The 17,783-nt window shown below is 50.3% G+C and carries 16 protein-coding genes and 1 tRNA gene; 7 read left to right on the forward strand and 10 right to left on the reverse strand.

The window, feature by feature from the left end; all coding sequences use genetic code 11:
• The first annotated feature begins 213 nt into the window (after window positions 1-213).
• Genes EFO84_RS09990 through prpF form a run of 5 tightly spaced genes read left to right on the forward strand, consistent with a single transcriptional unit; the run spans window position 214 to window position 6,728 of the window.
• Window positions 214-897, forward strand: coding sequence for a GntR family transcriptional regulator (locus tag EFO84_RS09990; protein ID WP_127347919.1), 684 nt, complete (start codon window positions 214-216; stop codon window positions 895-897).
• Window positions 898-922: 25 nt separating this feature from the next.
• Entirely contained in the window at window positions 923-1,789 is an 867-nt protein-coding gene (prpB, locus tag EFO84_RS09995) for a methylisocitrate lyase (protein ID WP_205701982.1), read from the forward strand.
• A gap of 22 nt (window positions 1,790-1,811) precedes the next feature.
• On the forward strand, window positions 1,812-2,939 hold the full coding sequence (gene prpC, locus EFO84_RS10000) for a bifunctional 2-methylcitrate synthase/citrate synthase (protein WP_127347921.1): 1,128 nt from the start codon (window positions 1,812-1,814) through the stop codon (window positions 2,937-2,939).
• A gap of 1 nt (window position 2,940) precedes the next feature.
• Window positions 2,941-5,532 carry a Fe/S-dependent 2-methylisocitrate dehydratase AcnD gene (gene acnD / locus EFO84_RS10005; RefSeq protein WP_127347922.1) on the forward strand — a complete coding sequence of 864 codons (2,592 nt, stop codon included), beginning with the start codon at window positions 2,941-2,943 and terminating at the stop codon, window positions 5,530-5,532.
• Window positions 5,532-6,728 carry a 2-methylaconitate cis-trans isomerase PrpF gene (prpF, locus tag EFO84_RS10010; RefSeq protein WP_127347923.1) on the forward strand — a complete coding sequence of 399 codons (1,197 nt, stop codon included), beginning with the start codon at window positions 5,532-5,534 and terminating at the stop codon, window positions 6,726-6,728. The genes acnD and prpF overlap by 1 nt, the downstream gene beginning before the upstream one ends.
• A 22-nt stretch (window positions 6,729-6,750) precedes the next feature.
• Here the strand turns inward: prpF and EFO84_RS10015 are convergent, their stop codons facing one another.
• From EFO84_RS10015 to EFO84_RS10035, 5 genes are all read right to left on the reverse strand, one after another.
• Window positions 6,751-8,529 carry a long-chain-acyl-CoA synthetase gene (locus EFO84_RS10015; RefSeq protein WP_127347924.1) on the reverse strand — a complete coding sequence of 593 codons (1,779 nt, stop codon included), beginning with the start codon at window positions 8,527-8,529 and terminating at the stop codon, window positions 6,751-6,753.
• Window positions 8,530-8,623: 94 nt separating this feature from the next.
• On the reverse strand, window positions 8,624-9,811 hold the full coding sequence (gene kynU / locus EFO84_RS10020) for a kynureninase (RefSeq protein ID WP_127347925.1): 1,188 nt from the start codon (window positions 9,809-9,811) through the stop codon (window positions 8,624-8,626).
• A 12-nt stretch (window positions 9,812-9,823) separates the two neighbouring features.
• Window positions 9,824-10,693, reverse strand: coding sequence for an alpha/beta hydrolase family protein (locus EFO84_RS10025; protein WP_127347926.1), 870 nt, complete (start codon window positions 10,691-10,693; stop codon window positions 9,824-9,826).
• A gap of 69 nt (window positions 10,694-10,762) precedes the next feature.
• Window positions 10,763-11,275 (reverse strand): hypothetical protein, encoded by a 513-nt coding sequence (locus tag EFO84_RS10030; protein ID WP_127347927.1) that lies wholly within the window; start codon window positions 11,273-11,275, stop codon window positions 10,763-10,765.
• A 37-nt stretch (window positions 11,276-11,312) separates the two neighbouring features.
• Window positions 11,313-12,761 (reverse strand): protein adenylyltransferase SelO, encoded by a 1,449-nt coding sequence (locus tag EFO84_RS10035; RefSeq protein WP_127347928.1) that lies wholly within the window; start codon window positions 12,759-12,761, stop codon window positions 11,313-11,315.
• An 80-nt stretch (window positions 12,762-12,841) separates the two neighbouring features.
• On the opposite strand from EFO84_RS10035, the gene EFO84_RS10040 reads away from it, so the two are divergent.
• Window positions 12,842-13,540 (forward strand): PepSY domain-containing protein, encoded by a 699-nt coding sequence (locus tag EFO84_RS10040; RefSeq protein ID WP_127347929.1) that lies wholly within the window; start codon window positions 12,842-12,844, stop codon window positions 13,538-13,540.
• Between the two features lie 117 nt (window positions 13,541-13,657).
• Window positions 13,658-14,161 (forward strand): YbjN domain-containing protein, encoded by a 504-nt coding sequence (locus EFO84_RS10045; protein WP_127347930.1) that lies wholly within the window; start codon window positions 13,658-13,660, stop codon window positions 14,159-14,161.
• 83 nt (window positions 14,162-14,244) lie between these two features.
• On the opposite strand, the gene EFO84_RS10050 is transcribed toward EFO84_RS10045, so the two are convergent.
• The 5 genes from EFO84_RS10050 to EFO84_RS10070 form a co-directional block, all read right to left on the reverse strand.
• Window positions 14,245-14,454, reverse strand: coding sequence for a cold-shock protein (locus EFO84_RS10050; protein ID WP_127347931.1), 210 nt, complete (start codon window positions 14,452-14,454; stop codon window positions 14,245-14,247).
• 207 nt (window positions 14,455-14,661) lie between these two features.
• Window positions 14,662-14,880 (reverse strand): DUF2798 domain-containing protein, encoded by a 219-nt coding sequence (locus tag EFO84_RS10055; protein WP_127347932.1) that lies wholly within the window; start codon window positions 14,878-14,880, stop codon window positions 14,662-14,664.
• Window positions 14,881-14,905: 25 nt separating this feature from the next.
• Window positions 14,906-14,982: transfer RNA gene (locus tag EFO84_RS10060), tRNA-Val, on the reverse strand.
• A 123-nt stretch (window positions 14,983-15,105) separates the two neighbouring features.
• Window positions 15,106-16,617, reverse strand: a complete 1,512-nt coding sequence (locus EFO84_RS10065) for an AbgT family transporter (RefSeq protein ID WP_127347933.1) — start codon at window positions 16,615-16,617, stop codon at window positions 15,106-15,108.
• Window positions 16,614-17,783 (reverse strand): vWA domain-containing protein, encoded by a 1,170-nt coding sequence (locus EFO84_RS10070; protein ID WP_127347934.1) that lies wholly within the window; start codon window positions 17,781-17,783, stop codon window positions 16,614-16,616. The genes EFO84_RS10065 and EFO84_RS10070 overlap by 4 nt, the downstream gene beginning before the upstream one ends.

Below are 17,783 nucleotides of genomic sequence, written 5' to 3' on the forward strand. Positions count from 1 at the left end.
TGAAGTCCTTTTATCGCCGCATCGCTAAATCATTATCAGTACTCGTTATTTGTACTGGTTATCAGTAATAGTTAGCAGGTCGTTTTCCATGCTGCAACAACTAAACGATTGTGATCGCAAGCAATTCTCACATTGTCGACAATTTGCTGTTGTTTTGTTGATGTGACTTGTTTTTTGGTCTAAAATGTCGACACTTTGTAAGAGGCTAAACGCATGTCCCAGTTGCCAACCAAACCACCTTTTACCATGACCGCTGCCGACCGCGTTTTGTTGGAAATTCAGCGTGCTATCGTAGCCGGTGAGATTGCCCCAGGCACTAAGATTTCTGAGCCCGAACTGGCGCGGCGCTTTGATTTGAGCCGCGCACCACTGCGAGAGGCGTTAGCTCGACTGGAGCGTTGTCATCTGATTGAACGGCTACCGAATATTGGCGCTCGGGTGGTGAAGCTGTCGGTGGCGGGTTTGTCGTCGTTATATCAAATTCGTGAAGAGCTAGAAGGCTTGGCGTGTCGTTTAGCCGCTGAGCATATGTCTGACAGCGACATCAACGAGTTGCAGCAGTTGTTGGATCTGCACTTATCGACACAACGGGTTCGTGAGGGTGAGAGTTATTATCAAGAAGCCGGCGACGTTGATTTTCATTACCGCATTATTCAGGGCAGTAATAACCCCTACCTGATTAACATTCTTTGCGACGAACTCTACTACTTGGTGCGTATGTATCGGGTGCAATTAGGCATGAACGGGCCACGGGTATCACGCGCTTTTGACGAACACAAAGCTATTTTAACCGCGATCGCTAATCGTGACGGTGAGTTAGCGGATTTATTGATGCGGCGGCACATTGCTGCCTCGCGTCGCAACATTGAAAACCATTTGCAACAGCTAGGGAAATAATCGCATGCATAATCACACTTCAGGTATCAGTGCCGGTGCCAAATTACGCCAGGCCATTGCCAGCGAACAACCATTACAACTGGTGGGTACCATCAATGCCTATACGGCTATGATGGCTGAACGTATTGGTCACAAAGCACTGTATTTATCGGGAGCGGGTGTGGCCAATGCCTCGTTTGGTTTACCCGATTTAGGCATGACCTCGCTCAATGATGTCTGTGAAGACATTCGTCGTATTACCGGCGCCAGTTCATTACCACTCCTAGTCGATGCAGATACTGGCTGGGGTGGGGCGTTCAATATTGCCCGCACGGTCAAAGAAATGACTCGTGCTGGCGCGGCGGGCTTCCATATTGAAGATCAAGTGGCGCAGAAACGTTGTGGTCATCGCCCAAATAAAGAAATTGTCAGCCAAGCCGAAATGGTTGACCGCGTGAAAGCGGCGGTTGATGCGCGTCCAGACGCACAATTTGTTATCATGGCGCGCACCGATGCGCTGCAGCAAGAAGGGTTAAGCGCCGCGATTGAGCGCGCACAAGCCTGTGTTGAGGCAGGAGCAGACGCTATTTTTGCCGAAGCCGTGCATACCTTAGAGCAATATCAGGCCTTTACCAGCGCACTCAGCGTGCCGGTTCTCGCCAATATCACTGAGTTTGGTGCCACACCACTGTTCAACAAAGCTGAATTAGCCGAGGTTGGGGTGAAAATGGTGCTGTATCCATTGAGTGCTTTTCGCGCCATGAACAAAGCGGCGGAAAACGTCTATCAGCATTTGCTCGCCGACGGTGACCAAAAAGCGGTCATTGATAGCATGCAAACGCGCATGGAATTATACGATTATCTGAACTATCACAGCTTCGAAGCCAAGCTCGACGCGCTATTTAAAAAATAATTGAAGTTAATGGAGAGATAACATGGCAGATGCAAAAGTATTATCAGGCGCTGGTTTACGTGGCCAAGTAGCAGGTCAAACCGCGTTATGTACCGTTGGCAAAAGTGGCACCGGTTTAACCTATTGTGGTTACGACATTTCTGAATTAGCCGATAAAGTACAGTTTGAAGAAGTCGCTTATTTACTTGCTCATGGCGAATTGCCAAACCAAGCGCAACTGCAGGCTTATAAAGCCCGGTTAAAAGGCTTACGGGGCTTACCACAAGCACTCAAAGATGTGCTTGAGCGTATTCCTGCTGATGCTCACCCAATGGATGTGTTACGGACCGGTTGCTCAATGCTCGGTAACTTAGAGCCAGAGCGCAGTTTTGCTGATGCCGATCATGCCATTGAGCGTATGCTTGCGGTGTTCCCAAGTGTGCTGTTGTATTGGTATCGGTTCAGCCATGATGGCGTGCGCATCAACACCGAAACCAACGATGACTCAATTGGTGCACACTTCTTGCACATGCTGCACGACCAAGCGCCGTCGCAGTTGCATTCTGAGGTTATGAATACCTCGTTGATTTTGTATGCTGAGCATGAATTTAACGCCTCAACCTTTACTGCGCGGGTTTGTGCCTCAACCTTGTCAGACATTCATTCCTGTGTCACCGGTGCTATTGGGTCACTGCGTGGACCATTGCACGGCGGCGCCAACGAAGCAGCGATGGAACTGATTGAAGCGATGCAATCGGCCGATCATGCCGAGCAAACCTTGATGGGAATGCTGGCGCGCAAAGATAAGATCATGGGCTTTGGACATGCCATTTATAAAGAATTTGATCCACGCAATGACGTGATTAAAAAATGGTCGAAAAAATTAGCCGAAGAGTATGGTGATAGCCGCTTGTATGACGTATCAGTGCGTTGTGAAGAAGTCATGTGGCGTGAGAAAAAACTGTTTCCGAACGCCGATTTTTTCCATGCCTCGGCATATCATTTTATGGGTATTCCAACCAAGCTATTCACCCCAATTTTCGTGATGTCTCGAGTAACCGGTTGGACCGCACACGTGAAAGAGCAACGTGCAAATAACCGTATCATTCGCCCCAGCGCCGACTATACCGGCCCAGAGCCGCGTCCGGTGCCAGCACTAAGCGAGCGTTAAGATGAATCAGAACTATCGCAAGCCCTTACCGGGCACCAGCTTGATGTACTATGACACTCGCGAGGCGGTGAACAGCATTGCCGCCGGTGCCTACGAGCAATTGCCATACACCTCAAAGGTGTTGGCCGAGAACCTCGTGCGCCGCTGTGAACCAGAAAAGCTCGAGGCGTCACTACGCCAATTAATTGAGCGCAAGCGTGACCTCGATTTTCCGTGGTTTCCGGCGCGGGTGGTCTGTCACGACATTTTAGGGCAAACGGCACTGGTCGATTTGGCCGGTTTACGCGACGCCATCGCTGAAAAAGGCGGTGATCCTGCCAAGGTGAACCCGGTGGTGCCGACCCAGCTGATCGTTGACCACTCATTGGCGGTGGAGCATGCGGGCTTTGATAAAGAAGCGTTTGACAAGAACCGGGCGATTGAAGATCGCCGTAACGACGATCGCTTTCACTTTATCAACTGGACGAAAAAGGCCTTCAAAAACGTTGATGTGATCCCGCCGGGTAACGGCATTATGCATCAGATCAACTTAGAGAAGATGTCACCCGTGATTCAAGTGCGTGACAACGTGGCCTTTCCTGATACCTGTGTGGGCACCGATAGCCATACCCCTATGGTCGATGCACTCGGGGTGATTTCGGTAGGTGTAGGTGGTTTAGAAGCCGAGAGTGTAATGCTTGGTCGCGCCTCTTACATGCGTTTGCCCGATATTATTGGGGTAGAGCTCACCGGTTCGTTACAGCCAGGTATCATGGGTACTGACTTAGTGTTGGCCTTGACCGAGTTTTTGCGTAAGCAGAAAGTGGTGGGTGCCTACCTCGAATTCTTTGGTAGTGGCGCCGATCAGCTTAGCTTGGGCGATCGCTCGACTATTTCGAATATGACACCAGAATACGGTGCGACCGCGGCGATGTTTTATATCGACCAGCAAACCATCGACTATTTAACTTTAACCGGTCGTGATGATGCCCAAGTGGCGTTAATTGAACAGTATGCCAAGCATACCGGACTATGGGCTGATGGCATGGTCGATGCTCAGTATGAGCGGGTGTTAAAGTTTGATTTGTCGAGTGTGCAGCGCAATTTGGCTGGTCCATCAAATCCACATGCATTGTTACCAGCAGCCGAGTTAAAAGCTCGTGGCATCGCCGGTGTGGTGGAACAACGTGATGATGGCTTAATGCCTGATGGCGCCTGTATCATTGCCGCGATTACTAGCTGTACCAATACATCAAACCCACGCAATATGATTGCTGCCGGCTTAGTGGCGCGCAATGCTAATAAGCTCGGTTTAGTACGCAAACCGTGGGTTAAAACCTCATTAGCACCGGGGTCAAAAACCGTCAAAATGTACCTTGAAGAAGCCAATTTGCTGAGCGAGTTAGAGCAGCTCGGCTTCGGTGTGGTCGGCTTTGCCTGTACCACCTGTAACGGCATGAGCGGGGCACTTGACCCGGTCATTCAGCAAGAAATTATTGATCGTGACCTGTATGCCACGGCGGTGTTGTCGGGTAATCGTAACTTCGATGGCCGTATTCACCCGTATGCCAAGCAAGCCTTTTTGGCTTCGCCACCGTTGGTGGTAGCCTACGCCATAGCCGGTACCATTCGCTTTGATATCGAAAAAGACCCGTTAGGCTATAGTGCTGATGGTGCTCCAATCACCTTAAAAGACCTGTGGCCGAGTGACGCTGAGATCGACGCAATTGTGAAGGCCAGTGTGAAGCCAGAGCAATTCCGTAAAGTTTACGACCCGATGTTTGCCTTGAGTGTCGACTATGGTGAAAGCATTAGCCCACTGTACGATTGGCGCCCGACCAGTACCTATATTCGCCGTCCACCCTATTGGGAAGGCGCACTGGCCAATGAACCAACGCTCAAAGGCATGCGCCCACTAGCGGTGCTCGGCGATAACATTACCACCGACCATCTGTCGCCATCGAATGCCATTATGGCGGATAGCGCTGCCGGCGAGTACTTGGCCAAAATGGGGGTACCCGAAGAAGACTTTAACTCTTATGCAACCCACCGTGGTGACCACTTAACGGCGCAACGGGCAACCTTTGCTAACCCCAAGCTGCTGAATGAAATGGTACAGGAAAATGGCCAGGTCAAGCAGGGCTCATTGGCCCGGGTTGAACCTGAAGGTCAGGTGATGCGCATGTGGGAGGCCATTGAAACCTACATGAACCGCAAGCAACCGCTGATTATTGTTGCAGGTGCTGATTATGGGCAGGGGTCATCGCGCGATTGGGCCGCCAAGGGTGTGCGGTTAGCGGGCGTTGAAGCCATCGTCGCTGAAGGGTTTGAACGTATTCACCGCACTAACTTGATTGGTATGGGCGTTTTACCGCTAGAGTTTAAAGCCGGTACCACGCGCAATACCTTGGCCATCGACGGTACCGAACTGTTCGATGTGATGGGCCAACCAACGCCGGGCGCGGAACTGACGCTAGTCATTAACCGCCGCAACGGTGAGCAACTCAAAGTGCCGGTGAAATGCCGCTTGGATACCGAAGAAGAGTTGTCGATTTATACCGCCGGTGGAGTGTTGCAGCGTTTTGCCCAGGACTTCCTTGAAGGAGCGGTGTAATGACTGCTGTCGCCCAAATTAAGATCGCCGCCACCTATATGCGTGGCGGTACCTCTAAAGGCGTGTTCTTCCGCTTACAAGACTTGCCAGCAGCAGCACAACAGCCTGGCGCCGCCCGTGATGCCCTATTATTGCGGGTGATTGGTAGCCCTGATCCATACGCTAAACACACCGATGGTATGGGTGGGGCAACCTCTAGCACCAGTAAAACGGTGATCTTGTCGGCTAGTCAGCGTAGCGATCACGATGTTGATTATCTGTTTGGTCAGGTGGCTATTGATAAGCCATTTATTGATTGGAGCGGGAACTGCGGTAATTTAACCGCGGCGGTTGGCTCGTTTGCCATTAGCAACGGTTTGGTTGCCGCTGACAAGATCCCGCACAATGGCATTTGTACGGTGCGGATTTGGCAGGTCAATATTGCCAAGACTATCATTGCTCATGTGCCGATTAGCAACGGTGAGGTGCAAGAAACCGGTGACTTTGAACTGGATGGTGTGACCTTTCCGGCCGCTGAAGTGCAGATTGAGTTTCTTGACCCAGCCGCCGAAGACGGTGAGGGCGGTGGTGCTATGTTCCCAACCGGGCAACTGATTGATGAACTGGATCTTTCCGAGCTCGGTTTTGGTCTCATTCCGGCAACTTTAATCAATGCCGGCATCCCGACTATTTTCGTGAATGCTGGCGATATTGGCTATCAGGGCACAGAACTGCAAGGGGCTATTAATGAGAGCCCGCAAGCACTGGCTTTTTTTGAGCAACTACGTGCTATTGGTGCTCTCAAAATGGGCTTGATTAGTAATCTTGAGCAAGCCGCTAACCGCCAGCATACGCCGAAAATAGCCTTTGTTGCACCAGCGGCAAGCTACCAAGCTTCCAGCGGTAAGAGCGTTGATGCAACCGCGATTGACTTGAACGTGCGGGCCATGTCGATGGGTAAATTGCATCATGCCATGATGGGCACTGCAGCGGTGGCAATTGGCACTGCGGCGGCCATTCCGGGCACCTTGGTCAATTTAGCCGCCGGTGGTGGTGATCGCACCTCGGTCACGTTCGGGCATCCGTCAGGAACCTTGCGGGTAGGGGCAGAGGCGACTCTTATTGATGGTCAATGGACGGTCAAAAAAGCCATTATGAGCCGCAGCGCGCGGGTATTGATGGAAGGCTTTGTGCGCGTACCGGGCGACTGTTTCTAGTCGCCCGATAGCGCACAGCGGATTAAAACCGTACGCTACCGCTTTCGATTTGCTGTAATAAGTCAGCATCAAGGGGTTGATAGCCAAGCGTACGGTCAATCAGTACATAAATTTTTTCTTGCTCATGACGTAACCGGAAGCCTTGCTTTTTAAGTTCACTTTTCATGATCTTAAAAGTACCGGTAACCTCGTGTTGTTGGCCTAAACGGACAAACAAGGGGACCGCATAATCGGGCAACTGGCGCTTTAAGTGCTGATAAAAAGCGCTTGGGTTAAAACGCCGCCCGTGCGCTAAAATCAGCGATGCCATGCCGGCTCGACCATCAGTATTCGGTACTTCAACACCGTAAACCACTGCCTCAACGACATCAGCAAAAGTCTGAATTTGTGCCTCCACCTCAGTCGTAGCAACGTTCTCAGCTTTCCAACGAAAGGTATCACCAACGCGGTCAATAAAACCAATATGGCGATAGCCTTGGTCACGCACTAAGTCACCGGTATTGAACCAACAGTCACCCTGTGCAAACACGTTATGCATGAGTTTTGCCGAGTTGGCGTTGGGGTTGTTGGTGTAGCCATCAAATGGAGCTTTGTCAGTCACCGCGGTAATCAACAGGCCAATGTCACCCTTATTGACCCGCTGCATATGACCTTGCGGGTTGACCAGCGGTTGTTCGCGCTCAATATCAAATTGCACGATGGCATACTTCATCGGCGAAAAACCAACGGTGCGTTTCAAATTGAAGGCATTAACAAAACCGACATTGCCCTCGCTGGCGCCATACAGTTCACAAATGCGTTTAATGCCAAAACGCTGCTGAAAGGCATCCCAAATTTCTGCACGGAGTCCATTGCCTAGGATCACCCGCACTTTATGGTCTCGGTCGGTGGCTTGTTCGGGTTGATTGAGCAAAAAACGACAAATTTCCCCCACATAAATAAAGCACGTACACTGATAACGGCGAATGTCATCCCAAAAGCTACTGGCACTAAATTTATCGGCGAGGACCACGCTTGAACCCGAGCGTATCGCGGTGCTAAGCGACACCGATAGGGCGGTATTGTGATAGAGCGGCATGGCACAATATTGCACATCGCTGGGTTTCAGTGCCATCGACATACTACCAAAAGCAATGCCTGCCTTGACCCAGCGCAGATGGGTTAAGGCCGCTGACTTGGGCATGCCAGTGGTACCCGAGGTAAATACGTAGTAACAAATATCACCCAGTTGAATGCTATCGGTAACCGCTAAGTTGCTATCATCCAAATCAGTGCTTTGCACATGAAGCTGCGGATATTCGAACGCCGTAATAGCCGCGTTCAGCGTGCAGCTATCGAGCGCCTCTTGGCAGTCAGCAGTATAAATGAGCAGTTTGGGCTGAATAATACCGAAGCTATGTTCCAGCACTGCACCACGTTGCTTGGGGTTCATCATGCCGGCGACAGCGCCGAGTTTATTGATAGCAAAGACACAGGCTAATAGCTGTGGGCAATTGCCCATCATCACCGCAACACAATCACCTTTTTTAATGCCTTCGGCCTGCAGTCGCCGCGCCAAGCGATTACACCACGTATTAAACTCACCATAGCTGTAACGCTGCTGATGGTAATGCAGAAATAGCGCGTGTGGATTTCGCATCGCTTGCTGCTGCAGCAAACCAGCGGTAGAGCCGAAATCAGTTTTTTTCGGCCGCGACAATTGCCATACCCCGCGCAGAAAGTTAGGCATACGCGGCAGCATCTGTATGGCAGCTTTGGTGATATCAAGCAACGAATGGGTATTGTTATTATTAGTTACCATGCGAAGACTATCCTGGCTGATTGATGGTTTGGTGGTCGGTGACTACGGCTGTTTAACCACGATAGTAATCAAACCCGACCACCTTGACTAGCCCTCAGGTTACCGTACCACGTCGCTGCTGGAATTCAGCTGCCAAATAGCGTTTGTGATGGATGATTTCTGCCAGTTTTTGCGCTGCTTGCTCAACTTCTACGGCACTCAAATACAGTGGCGTAAAACCGAAGCGTAAATAGTTCGGTGCGCGAAAATCAGCGATCACACCGGCAGCTATGAGTGCCTGACAAATGGCGTAGGCCTGGGGGTGGGCGTAACTTAATTGACAGCCACGCTGCTGCCGTGTCAATGGCGTTAGCCGTTGAAACTGGCCAGCAATATCATGCTGTTGCAGGGCATTATCAAACTGATCGGCTAAATCGAGAGCCTGTTGATGTAATTGCGCTAAATCATGCCCATCGAAGGCCGTCAGCGCGGCATCCACCGCAGCCAAGGCAATGATACTTGGCGTTCCGGTTAGCAGTGCACGAATACCCGCAGCTGGGCGATACTCAGCAGCGAATTCAAAGGCATTGGCATGACCCATCCAGCCATATAGCGGCTGGCGAAATTGATCATGGTGGCGCTTGGCTACATAAACAAAGCCGGGTGCACCTGGGCCAGCATTCAAATATTTATAGGTACAGCCCACCGCAAAATCGACCTGCCAGTGGTCGAGTTCAATCGCCATAGCGCCGGCACTGTGAGCGAGATCAGCGATGATCAGGGCACCGTGCTGATGGGCCAGCTGACTCAGCGTTGCAAGGTCAAGCCGCTGACCACTGCGAAAGTTCACCTCAGTGACTAAAACTACCGCAGTGGTTTCATCAATGGCATCTACAAGTTGCTGTTCAGCCACTAATTTGAGCTGGCACTGCTGCTCGCCAACTAACTGTTGCAAGCCTTGCACCATATACAAATCGGTCGGGAAATTATCCGCCGTGGATAGCACCGTATTGCGACCTTCACGCAGCTGTAACGCCGCTGATAAGACCTTGAACAAATTCAGTGAAATAGAGTCACAGCATACCACTTGACCAGGCGCTGCGCCGAGCAGACGGGCAATTTTATCACCCACGGTGAGGGGCAAATTGATCCAGTCATGTTGATTCCAACTGTTGATCAGATCATTACCCCATTGCTGTTGAACAACGTTATTGACGCGCTCAGCGACTGCATTCGGTAACATACCGAGGGAGTTACCATCTAAATAAATCATCCCATTGGGTTTAAAAAACTGGCTAGTCATACGGGCTCGCTGTTAACGGTTAGCTGCTACGCTGGTGGCTTCAGCTGCGTTGGCAATAGCCTTTAACGTAGCACGAAGTTGCTGCCATGCGGCACTCTCTGGGTAGATAAAATCAAAGTGCCCAGCATCAGCAACGGTCACCACCTCGGCATCGGCTAAATAACCTGCTTGGGCCAAGGGTACAATGGTATCCGCGGCACTGGCTAACAACACAATAGGGGCCGTGAGTGGTTGTAAGCGCGGGTTTGCCTGTTGGTAAAGTGTGGCCGCTTGCGGTTCATCAACAGCAGCGCCAATCAACCATCGTGCTGCTTGCTGACAGCCACTATCGCCCTCAGCGTAGCGGCTGAAATCGGTGATAGCAGCCAAACCAACAACACCTTTGACCGCGGTTTTATTGCTGGCGAGAAGGGCTAAATGACCGCCAGCCGAATGTCCCACCAGTAACGGTGCTTGCCGAGCAATAGCCGGATGTTTAGACGTTTTGATGAAGTCGATAGCCTGCACCACATCATTTAAGGCCTGCGGCCATGCAGCTTGCTCAGCACTAGCGCGGCGATATTCGGGCACCCATACTGCATAACCATCATCGCGTAGCGCCGCCGCGGCGGCAGCTACGTGGTTCACATCGTAGTTCTGCAACCAACAGCCACCATGTACCAACACCACTAGCGGTGCTGGGGTGGTCTGCTGCGGTAACCATAACAAACCATAGTGGTCGGCGAGCTCGCCATAGCGCAAGGTTTCAGTGGCAACAGGCGCTTGTTCACTACTGTTCAACACAGTTTGAAAAGACACTGGGTCAGCTTGGCTGGTGGCAATGGCAAAGAGCCCTGCAAAGACCAGTAATAGTCGTTTTTTGGTTAAAGTTGTATAGACCATTTAAGTTGATTAAATCAGGTAATGAGTGGTGGTTGTATTACTCCATGAATTACCGATTTGATCAACCTGTTAGTGACTTTGATCGCTGGCTAATTCAATGTCACTGCAGGCAACTAAGGTGGTTTTGCTAATAACGCGTTGACGTTTCGCCCAGTTTGGCAGCAGTTCGGGACAGTGTTGGTAGATCAGTGCGCCAATTTGACACATCAGCCATTGTTCGATGCAACTCCCCTCATCGGCATAGTGCCATTGCTGATGGGAAGATTCGCAGAACATAAAAAAGTGATGAAAGTCTTCAATAAACCACTGGTAAAAAGTGAACACACGCTCATAACTAAAACATAAGTCGTCACGAACGCCGGCGACCTTAGCACTGTTATCTTCAAGCCAATATAATGCGGCGACACAGGCTGCTGCATCGTTGATAACCATAGCCGGGTGTTCGCCACTGCCACCGCCCAATATCAATTGACCGGACAGGGCTTGAAAGTCACCGTTGATATCTTCTAGGGCTTGGTAGATAGGGAAGCGCCCCAGCAGATTGCCGACATGGCGATGCTGAAATGAATCAATATGCGACATAGTTAGTCCTTAAAATCGCCGCTCGTAAGAACGCTGCTTAGGTGCCACAAAAGGTTTTGCTCACACGCTGTTCGGCTGTGGCCGGTTGGGTGTATTGCGGTGCCGTTGTAGGCATAGCGTAGGGCGTGCGTAACACCGTCATGAGGTCATTAAACACAGTCAGCTCGCCACTTTCAAGGGTTTGGCTGATGGCCGCCTGCACCCAATGATTGCGTGGGATCACTGCTGGATTGCGCTGATTCATCGCGGCATAAACTGCTGTCAATGGCAGTGGTTGGTGGCTAAGACGTTGCAGCCAACGTTGTTGCCATGCTCGCAGGGTAGTCTCAGTCGCCAGCTCGCCGTTAGCCAACCAGCGTAAGGTATTGGTGTAATCAAGTTGCTGCTCAGCCATGATCTGTAGCAGCTGGTCGATCAGATCGCGATCATCAGGCTGAATGTCAGTAATACCGATTTTTGCGCCCATAAGCGCGTAATAATGCTGCTCATAACAACGCGGGAATTGCTGCACTAATTCAGTAGCACACCGCACCGCCTGTTGACTATCCGATGCCATTAATGGCAACCACGCTTCACCTAACCGAGCGAGATTCCACAACGCTATGGCCGGCTGATTTTTGTAGGCATAGCGGCCAGCGCGGTCAATGGCACTAAATACCGCATTGGGGTCATAGTGTTCCATAAAGGCGCACGGACCATAATCAATGGTTTCACCGCTGAGTGTCATGTTATCGGTGTTCATCACACCATGAATAAAACCGACACTCATCCACTGTGCAATCAGTGCGGCTTGGCGCTCAATCACTGCGCTGTAAAGCGCTTGGTAGGGGTGTGCGCTGTTGGCACACTCCGGGTAATGCCGGGCAAGCACATAATCAGCAAATTGCTGGGTTAATGCGTCATCGTTAAAGCTGGCAATGTATTGCGCCGTGCCAACGCGTAAATGGCTACTCGCCACCCGAGTCAGTACCGCTCCAGGTAGCGCTTGCTCACGATATACCCAATCACCGGTGCTGACTGCCGCGAGTGCACGGGTAGTGGCAATGCCCATGGAATGCATCGCCTCACTCACAAGAAACTCGCGCAGTACTGGCCCCAGCGGTGCACGACCATCACCTGAGCGCGAAAACGGTGTTGGCCCGGAGCCCTTCAGTTGCACATCGATAATAGTGCCAGCGGGGGTTGCTAACTCAGCGAGCAAGAGAGCACGGCCATCGCCTAAACGTGGGACAAAGTGACCGAATTGATGCCCCGCATAACCCAATGCGGTGGGTTTTAGGCAGTCGGGCAGCTGATTACCCGCATACAGTTGTAAGCCTTGCGTGGTCATTTGCCAGCATGCAGGAATACCCAATTCAGTAGCCAGTTGTTGATTAAATGCCAGCCATTGTGGATCGCTCGCAGGACTTGGCTGAGCGCTGGCGACAATAGGCTGAATGGCCTCGGCAAATTGCTCGGCATAACTGTATTGGATCTGAAAAGACATTGAGCTACCATCAGTGCTGATTGTTACCAAGCAGTTTAACATAGCGCTGTAGGGACTCATCCCAAATTTGAGGATTATTCATGTTTTATCGCTGGTGTCGCATACTGCATAATTGGCTTGGTTTATTGCTCGTTATCCAGATCGCGCTATGGTTTATCAGTGGTTTAGTGATGGCTATTTTGCCGATAGAAGAGGTTCGCGGCGAACATTTGCGTAGTGTTACCAGTGTTGATTGGCGGCAGGCCATAGTCACGCCAGCCGAGATACTTAGCAAGCACAGTGCTAATGCGCAACTGATGTTAAGTGAGCGGGTGGTCGGTGCCAGCCAAACGCCGGTTTATCAGGTGCATGATCAGCACCATGATAGTCGCTATAGTGCGCTAAGCGGAGAATTGTTGGCGCCGCTATCGATGGCTGAGATTTCCGCCACAGCGGAGGCGCGCTATTTGGGTCACGGCGAATTAGCTGAGGTACAGCTGTTACAGCAAGCGCCAGCGGAAGTTCGGCATTTGCCGACACCGGTGTGGCAAGCGCGCTTTGCCGATGCCAACAACACAGTATTCTATTTAGACCCAGCCACCGGCGCAGTGCAGCGTGTGCGTACCGACCAGTGGCGGCTGTTTGATTTTCTGTGGATGCTTCACATCATGGATTACGATGAGCGGAGTAATTTCAATAATCCGCTGTTAATTACTACCTCAGCGTTGGCTTTGTTATTCACTTTAACGGGCATCATGTTGTTGTGGCGACGATATAAACCGCGCGCAAAGCTCAAATAACCAGCAGTTAACTCGTCTAAGCGATAATAGGGGTGGCTCAATACGCTCTTTTTGTTATGCTTAGACGGCACGTTAGAATCATGTTAATTAAAATCATAGAACAAGAAGGAAGTTACTATGCACAGTATCGTACGTACTGTTATCGCATCCTGCATGGTGGTTGCTGTTAGTGCTTGCGCGCAAGCAACGCCAACCCCCCAAGCAGCCGCCGTTGAACGCAATCAAAGTAATCAGTCAGCTGTGATTACTACAACGTCAACTGAGCAAATGGAACAATTACTGAAGAGCCAAGGCTATGCCTACACCATCGATGAAGATGGTGACTTGGTGTGGATGCACGACGGTTATAAGTCGATTGTTCTAATCTCCAGAGAAAAAAACAATCTGATGTTCAAAGCTGTATTTACCGATGGTGGCGGTAATTTAGAGACGGTCAACCAGTGGAATCAGAATGTCCGCTATTCGCGCAGCTATATGAGCGATGACGGCGATACCGTGCTGGAACTTGATTTAGACTTAGATGGTGGCGTGACAGAGCAGCATGTGATTGAGTGGCTAAAAGTTTGTCGCGATTCATTTCGCATGTGGATAGCCGACGTAGTGCTGGCTGAACAAGTTTAATAATGCGCTTAAAGTAATAAAAAAAGCCGCTACAAACTGTAGCGGCTTTTTATTCGATACGTTAAACAAGCGATTGTTATCGATTAGATAGCAACGATGTTCTCAGCTTGTGGGCCTTTAGGGCCTTTAGTGATAGTAAACGAAACTTTTTGACCTTCGGTCAAAGTTTTGAAGCCGGTGCTGGCAATGGCGCTGAAGTGAGCAAATACGTCTGCGCCACCTTGTTGCTCAATAAAACCAAAACCTTTCGCTTCGTTAAACCATTTTACAACGCCAGTTACTGTAGTAGACATAATCATATTCCTGAATATTAAGATAAATTTACTATCATAGCGGAGGCTATCGATAGCATGGTGCGGGGTAAAAAATGAAACTTAAAGCTCAGGACGAAGATGTAATACTAAGAACACGACGTAGAGACGATTTAATTGACTGTTTCTATCCAACGCCGCTCACTCTACGCTGATTCAGCGCAGAGTCAAGTGATATTCTGGAAAGTATTATTTCAGCCGTGCGGCGATACTCTCACTCAACGCACAAATACGTTGACCACCTAACAGCACCAGCACCCCAGCAATTGGCCAGGCAATCAAGAACGCCTGTAGCCAGCGCCAGCCAAACGCAGCATCAAAACCAGTATTGATATAGGTAATCAGGCCGGTCATCAAAAAGGCCATGTAGCAACTCATGAGTGCAGGGAATATTAGCTTTTTGATCATCGTGGTGTGTTCGCTTGAGAAAAGATGGTGCGTCCGAGTAGACTCGAACTACCGACCCCCACCATGTCAAGGTGGTGCTCTAACCAACTGAGCTACGGACGCACTGTATTGCAGATTGTTCAGCGTGCTGAACGGGCGCTATATTAGTAATTCAACAGCATTGCTGCAAGCACTTTTTGGTGCTTGCAGCGCGATTGCTCATTAATTGACTGCTTGAGCAACGATTTAGAACCCCAGCGGTATACCGAAACTGAAGAAACCAACCAATAGCGCTGTCCACACTAACAAGAAGGCGATGGAATAAGGCACCATCATGGCAATCATTTCACCAAAAGTGAGCTCACTATTGTACTTGCGCATAAAGGCTAAAATGATCCCGGCATAGCTCATCATCGGGGTGATGATGTTGGTGGCGGAATCGGCCACACGGAATGCAGCAGACACCAAGTCTGGGGTCATCTGTGGGTTGACGATGTACAGCATGGGAATAAAAATGGGCCCAAGTAGCATCCATTTGGAGGTTAACCCGCCAACAAATAGATTGATAACCGCAGTGACCAAAATAAAGCCGATTAGGAGCAGGATTGGAAAGCTCTGCAGGCCCAAGTTAATCAATAAATTGGCGCCCAAATAAGTGATGTAGGCGCCAAGCCCGCTATAACTTAAAACGCCTAAAAAGTTATAACAGAAGAAGGTAAGCACCAAGATATAGCCCATGGTATCCATTTGCTTGACCATGGCTTTGACCACACTTTGCAGTGAGGTAAAGCGACCACTGGCAACGCCGAAGAATACCCCCACCGTGGCAAATACTAGGGTGATGAGTAAAATCACGTTATTCAAGTAGGGGACTACGGTGCGCCCCTCACTTTCATACGGCGCCAACGGCCCCACCGCGAGGCCGTAAATGGCAGCTAAGGCTAACAACAAACCGATTCCGGCCCAGCGTAAGCCTTTGCGTTCAGCGTCGGTGACAGTAAAGTCGTTGAGTTGTAATTGCTCGGGCAGGGTAAAGGGTTTGTTTTCTAAGCGTGGTTGTACGAACTTTAGTGTGACCCACGCACCCACGCCACCCAACACAAAGGTCGAGACTAAAATAAAATAGTAATGCATGGTAGCAGGGGTGAGTGCTTCGCCAGCTTGGTTGGTGAACGGTATACCTTGGCTTTCGGCAAATACTTGCGCGTTCACGCCAATAATCACGTCGATCGGTGTAGCTGGTATCAAATTGGCACTAAAGCCCGCTGAGACCCCAGCGAAGGCGGCTGCCATACCGATTAATGGGTTTTTGCCGAGGCCGGCATATAATAAGCCCGCTAGTGGAATCAATATAAGATAACCGGCATCGGTGGCAATGGAGCTCATGATCCCGACAAACACCAGCAACAAGGGTAACCAATTAAGCGGCAGGCTGCGGCCGATTTTTTTCAGCAATGCGGTAAATAAGCCCGAGTGCTCGGCGATACCAACGCCTAACATCACAATCAGAATGACGCCTAGTACACCGCCACCAAAACCGAGCCAATTAGCCAGTAGGGCATTGTCAAATAGCCACACCACGTTCTCGGTCGCCAGCATATTGCGGATCACGTATTCGGTTTCGCCTTGCGCGCCCTGGGTGGTGAAGCTCAGGCCGCCAATCAGGGCGGTTAATAGCAGCGCGCCAATCAGAAAATAAATAAAGATGATCACCGGATCAGGAATGCGTTTACCCACCCGTTCAATAAAATCAATCACAACATACTCCTTATGGCGCGGTTTAAGCCGTCAATACTCAGCGGATACATGCGCCCGCCCATAATTTCTTGTACTAAGCCGATAGAATGGTGCCAATGCCAGCGCTCGAATGGTTGCGGATTTAACCACACTGACTTAGAAAAATGATTCAACACACGCTGCATAGTAGCTATTCCTGGCTCTTCATTCCAATGTTCGACACTGCCGCCCGGATGAGTTATTTCATAGGGTCCCATGGTGGCATCGCCGACAAAAATCAATTTATAGTCTTTACTGTAGCGGTTAATCACTTCAGTCAGCGGAATTTTTTCACTGAAGCGGCGACTATTGTGCCGCCATACCTGTTCATATAAACAATTATGAAAGTAATAAAATTCGAGATGTTTGAACTCGTTACGAGCGGCAGCAAAGAGCTGCTGGCATTCGTAGATGTAATCATCCATAGAGCCGCCGACATCAAACAGTATAAGCACTTTAATGGCATTATGCCGTTCGCGCTGCCATTGCAAGTCGAGCAACCCGGCTTTGGCCGAGGTGGCTGTTATGGTCTGTGCTAAGTCGAGTTCCAGTTCAGCACCACTGCGGGCAAAACGGCGCAAGCTCCGCAGTGCCATTTGGATGGTACGGTGGTTAATCAACTGCTCGCTATCTAAGTCACGGTACTCGCGTTGGTCCCATACTTTTACTGCTCGGCGCTGATTGCTACCTGTCTGGCCGATGCGAATACCTTCAGGATGAAAGCCATAGGCACCAAACGCTGAGCTGCCGCCGGTACCAATCCATTTGTTGCCTCCGGCGTGGCGTTTCTGTTGCTCAGCCAGACGCTCAGTGAAGGCCTCGAGTAGCTCTTTCAAGCCACCATGACCTTGCAGTTGCGCTTTTTCTTCATCGCTCAAATGGCGCTGGATGCTGCGCTGTAGCCAATCCGCAGGAATTTTTTGCGCTAAATCAACCTGCTCAACGCCGCTAAAGTATTCGGCAAAAGCCCGATCAAAGCGGTCGTACTGGCTTTCATCTTTAACTAAGGTCAGCTTAGCTAGGTGATAGAACTGCTCAACATCGCAGGCTGCCATGTCGTGTTCAAGAGCGGTCAGTAGGTCTAGCAGTTCGGTAATCGAGGTTTTTAACCCATGCTTTCGCAGGCAAAAGAAAAACTCAACCAACAT

This window comes from Pseudidiomarina mangrovi (assembly GCF_003999375.1).
GTDB lineage: Bacteria > Pseudomonadota > Gammaproteobacteria > Enterobacterales > Alteromonadaceae > Pseudidiomarina > Pseudidiomarina mangrovi.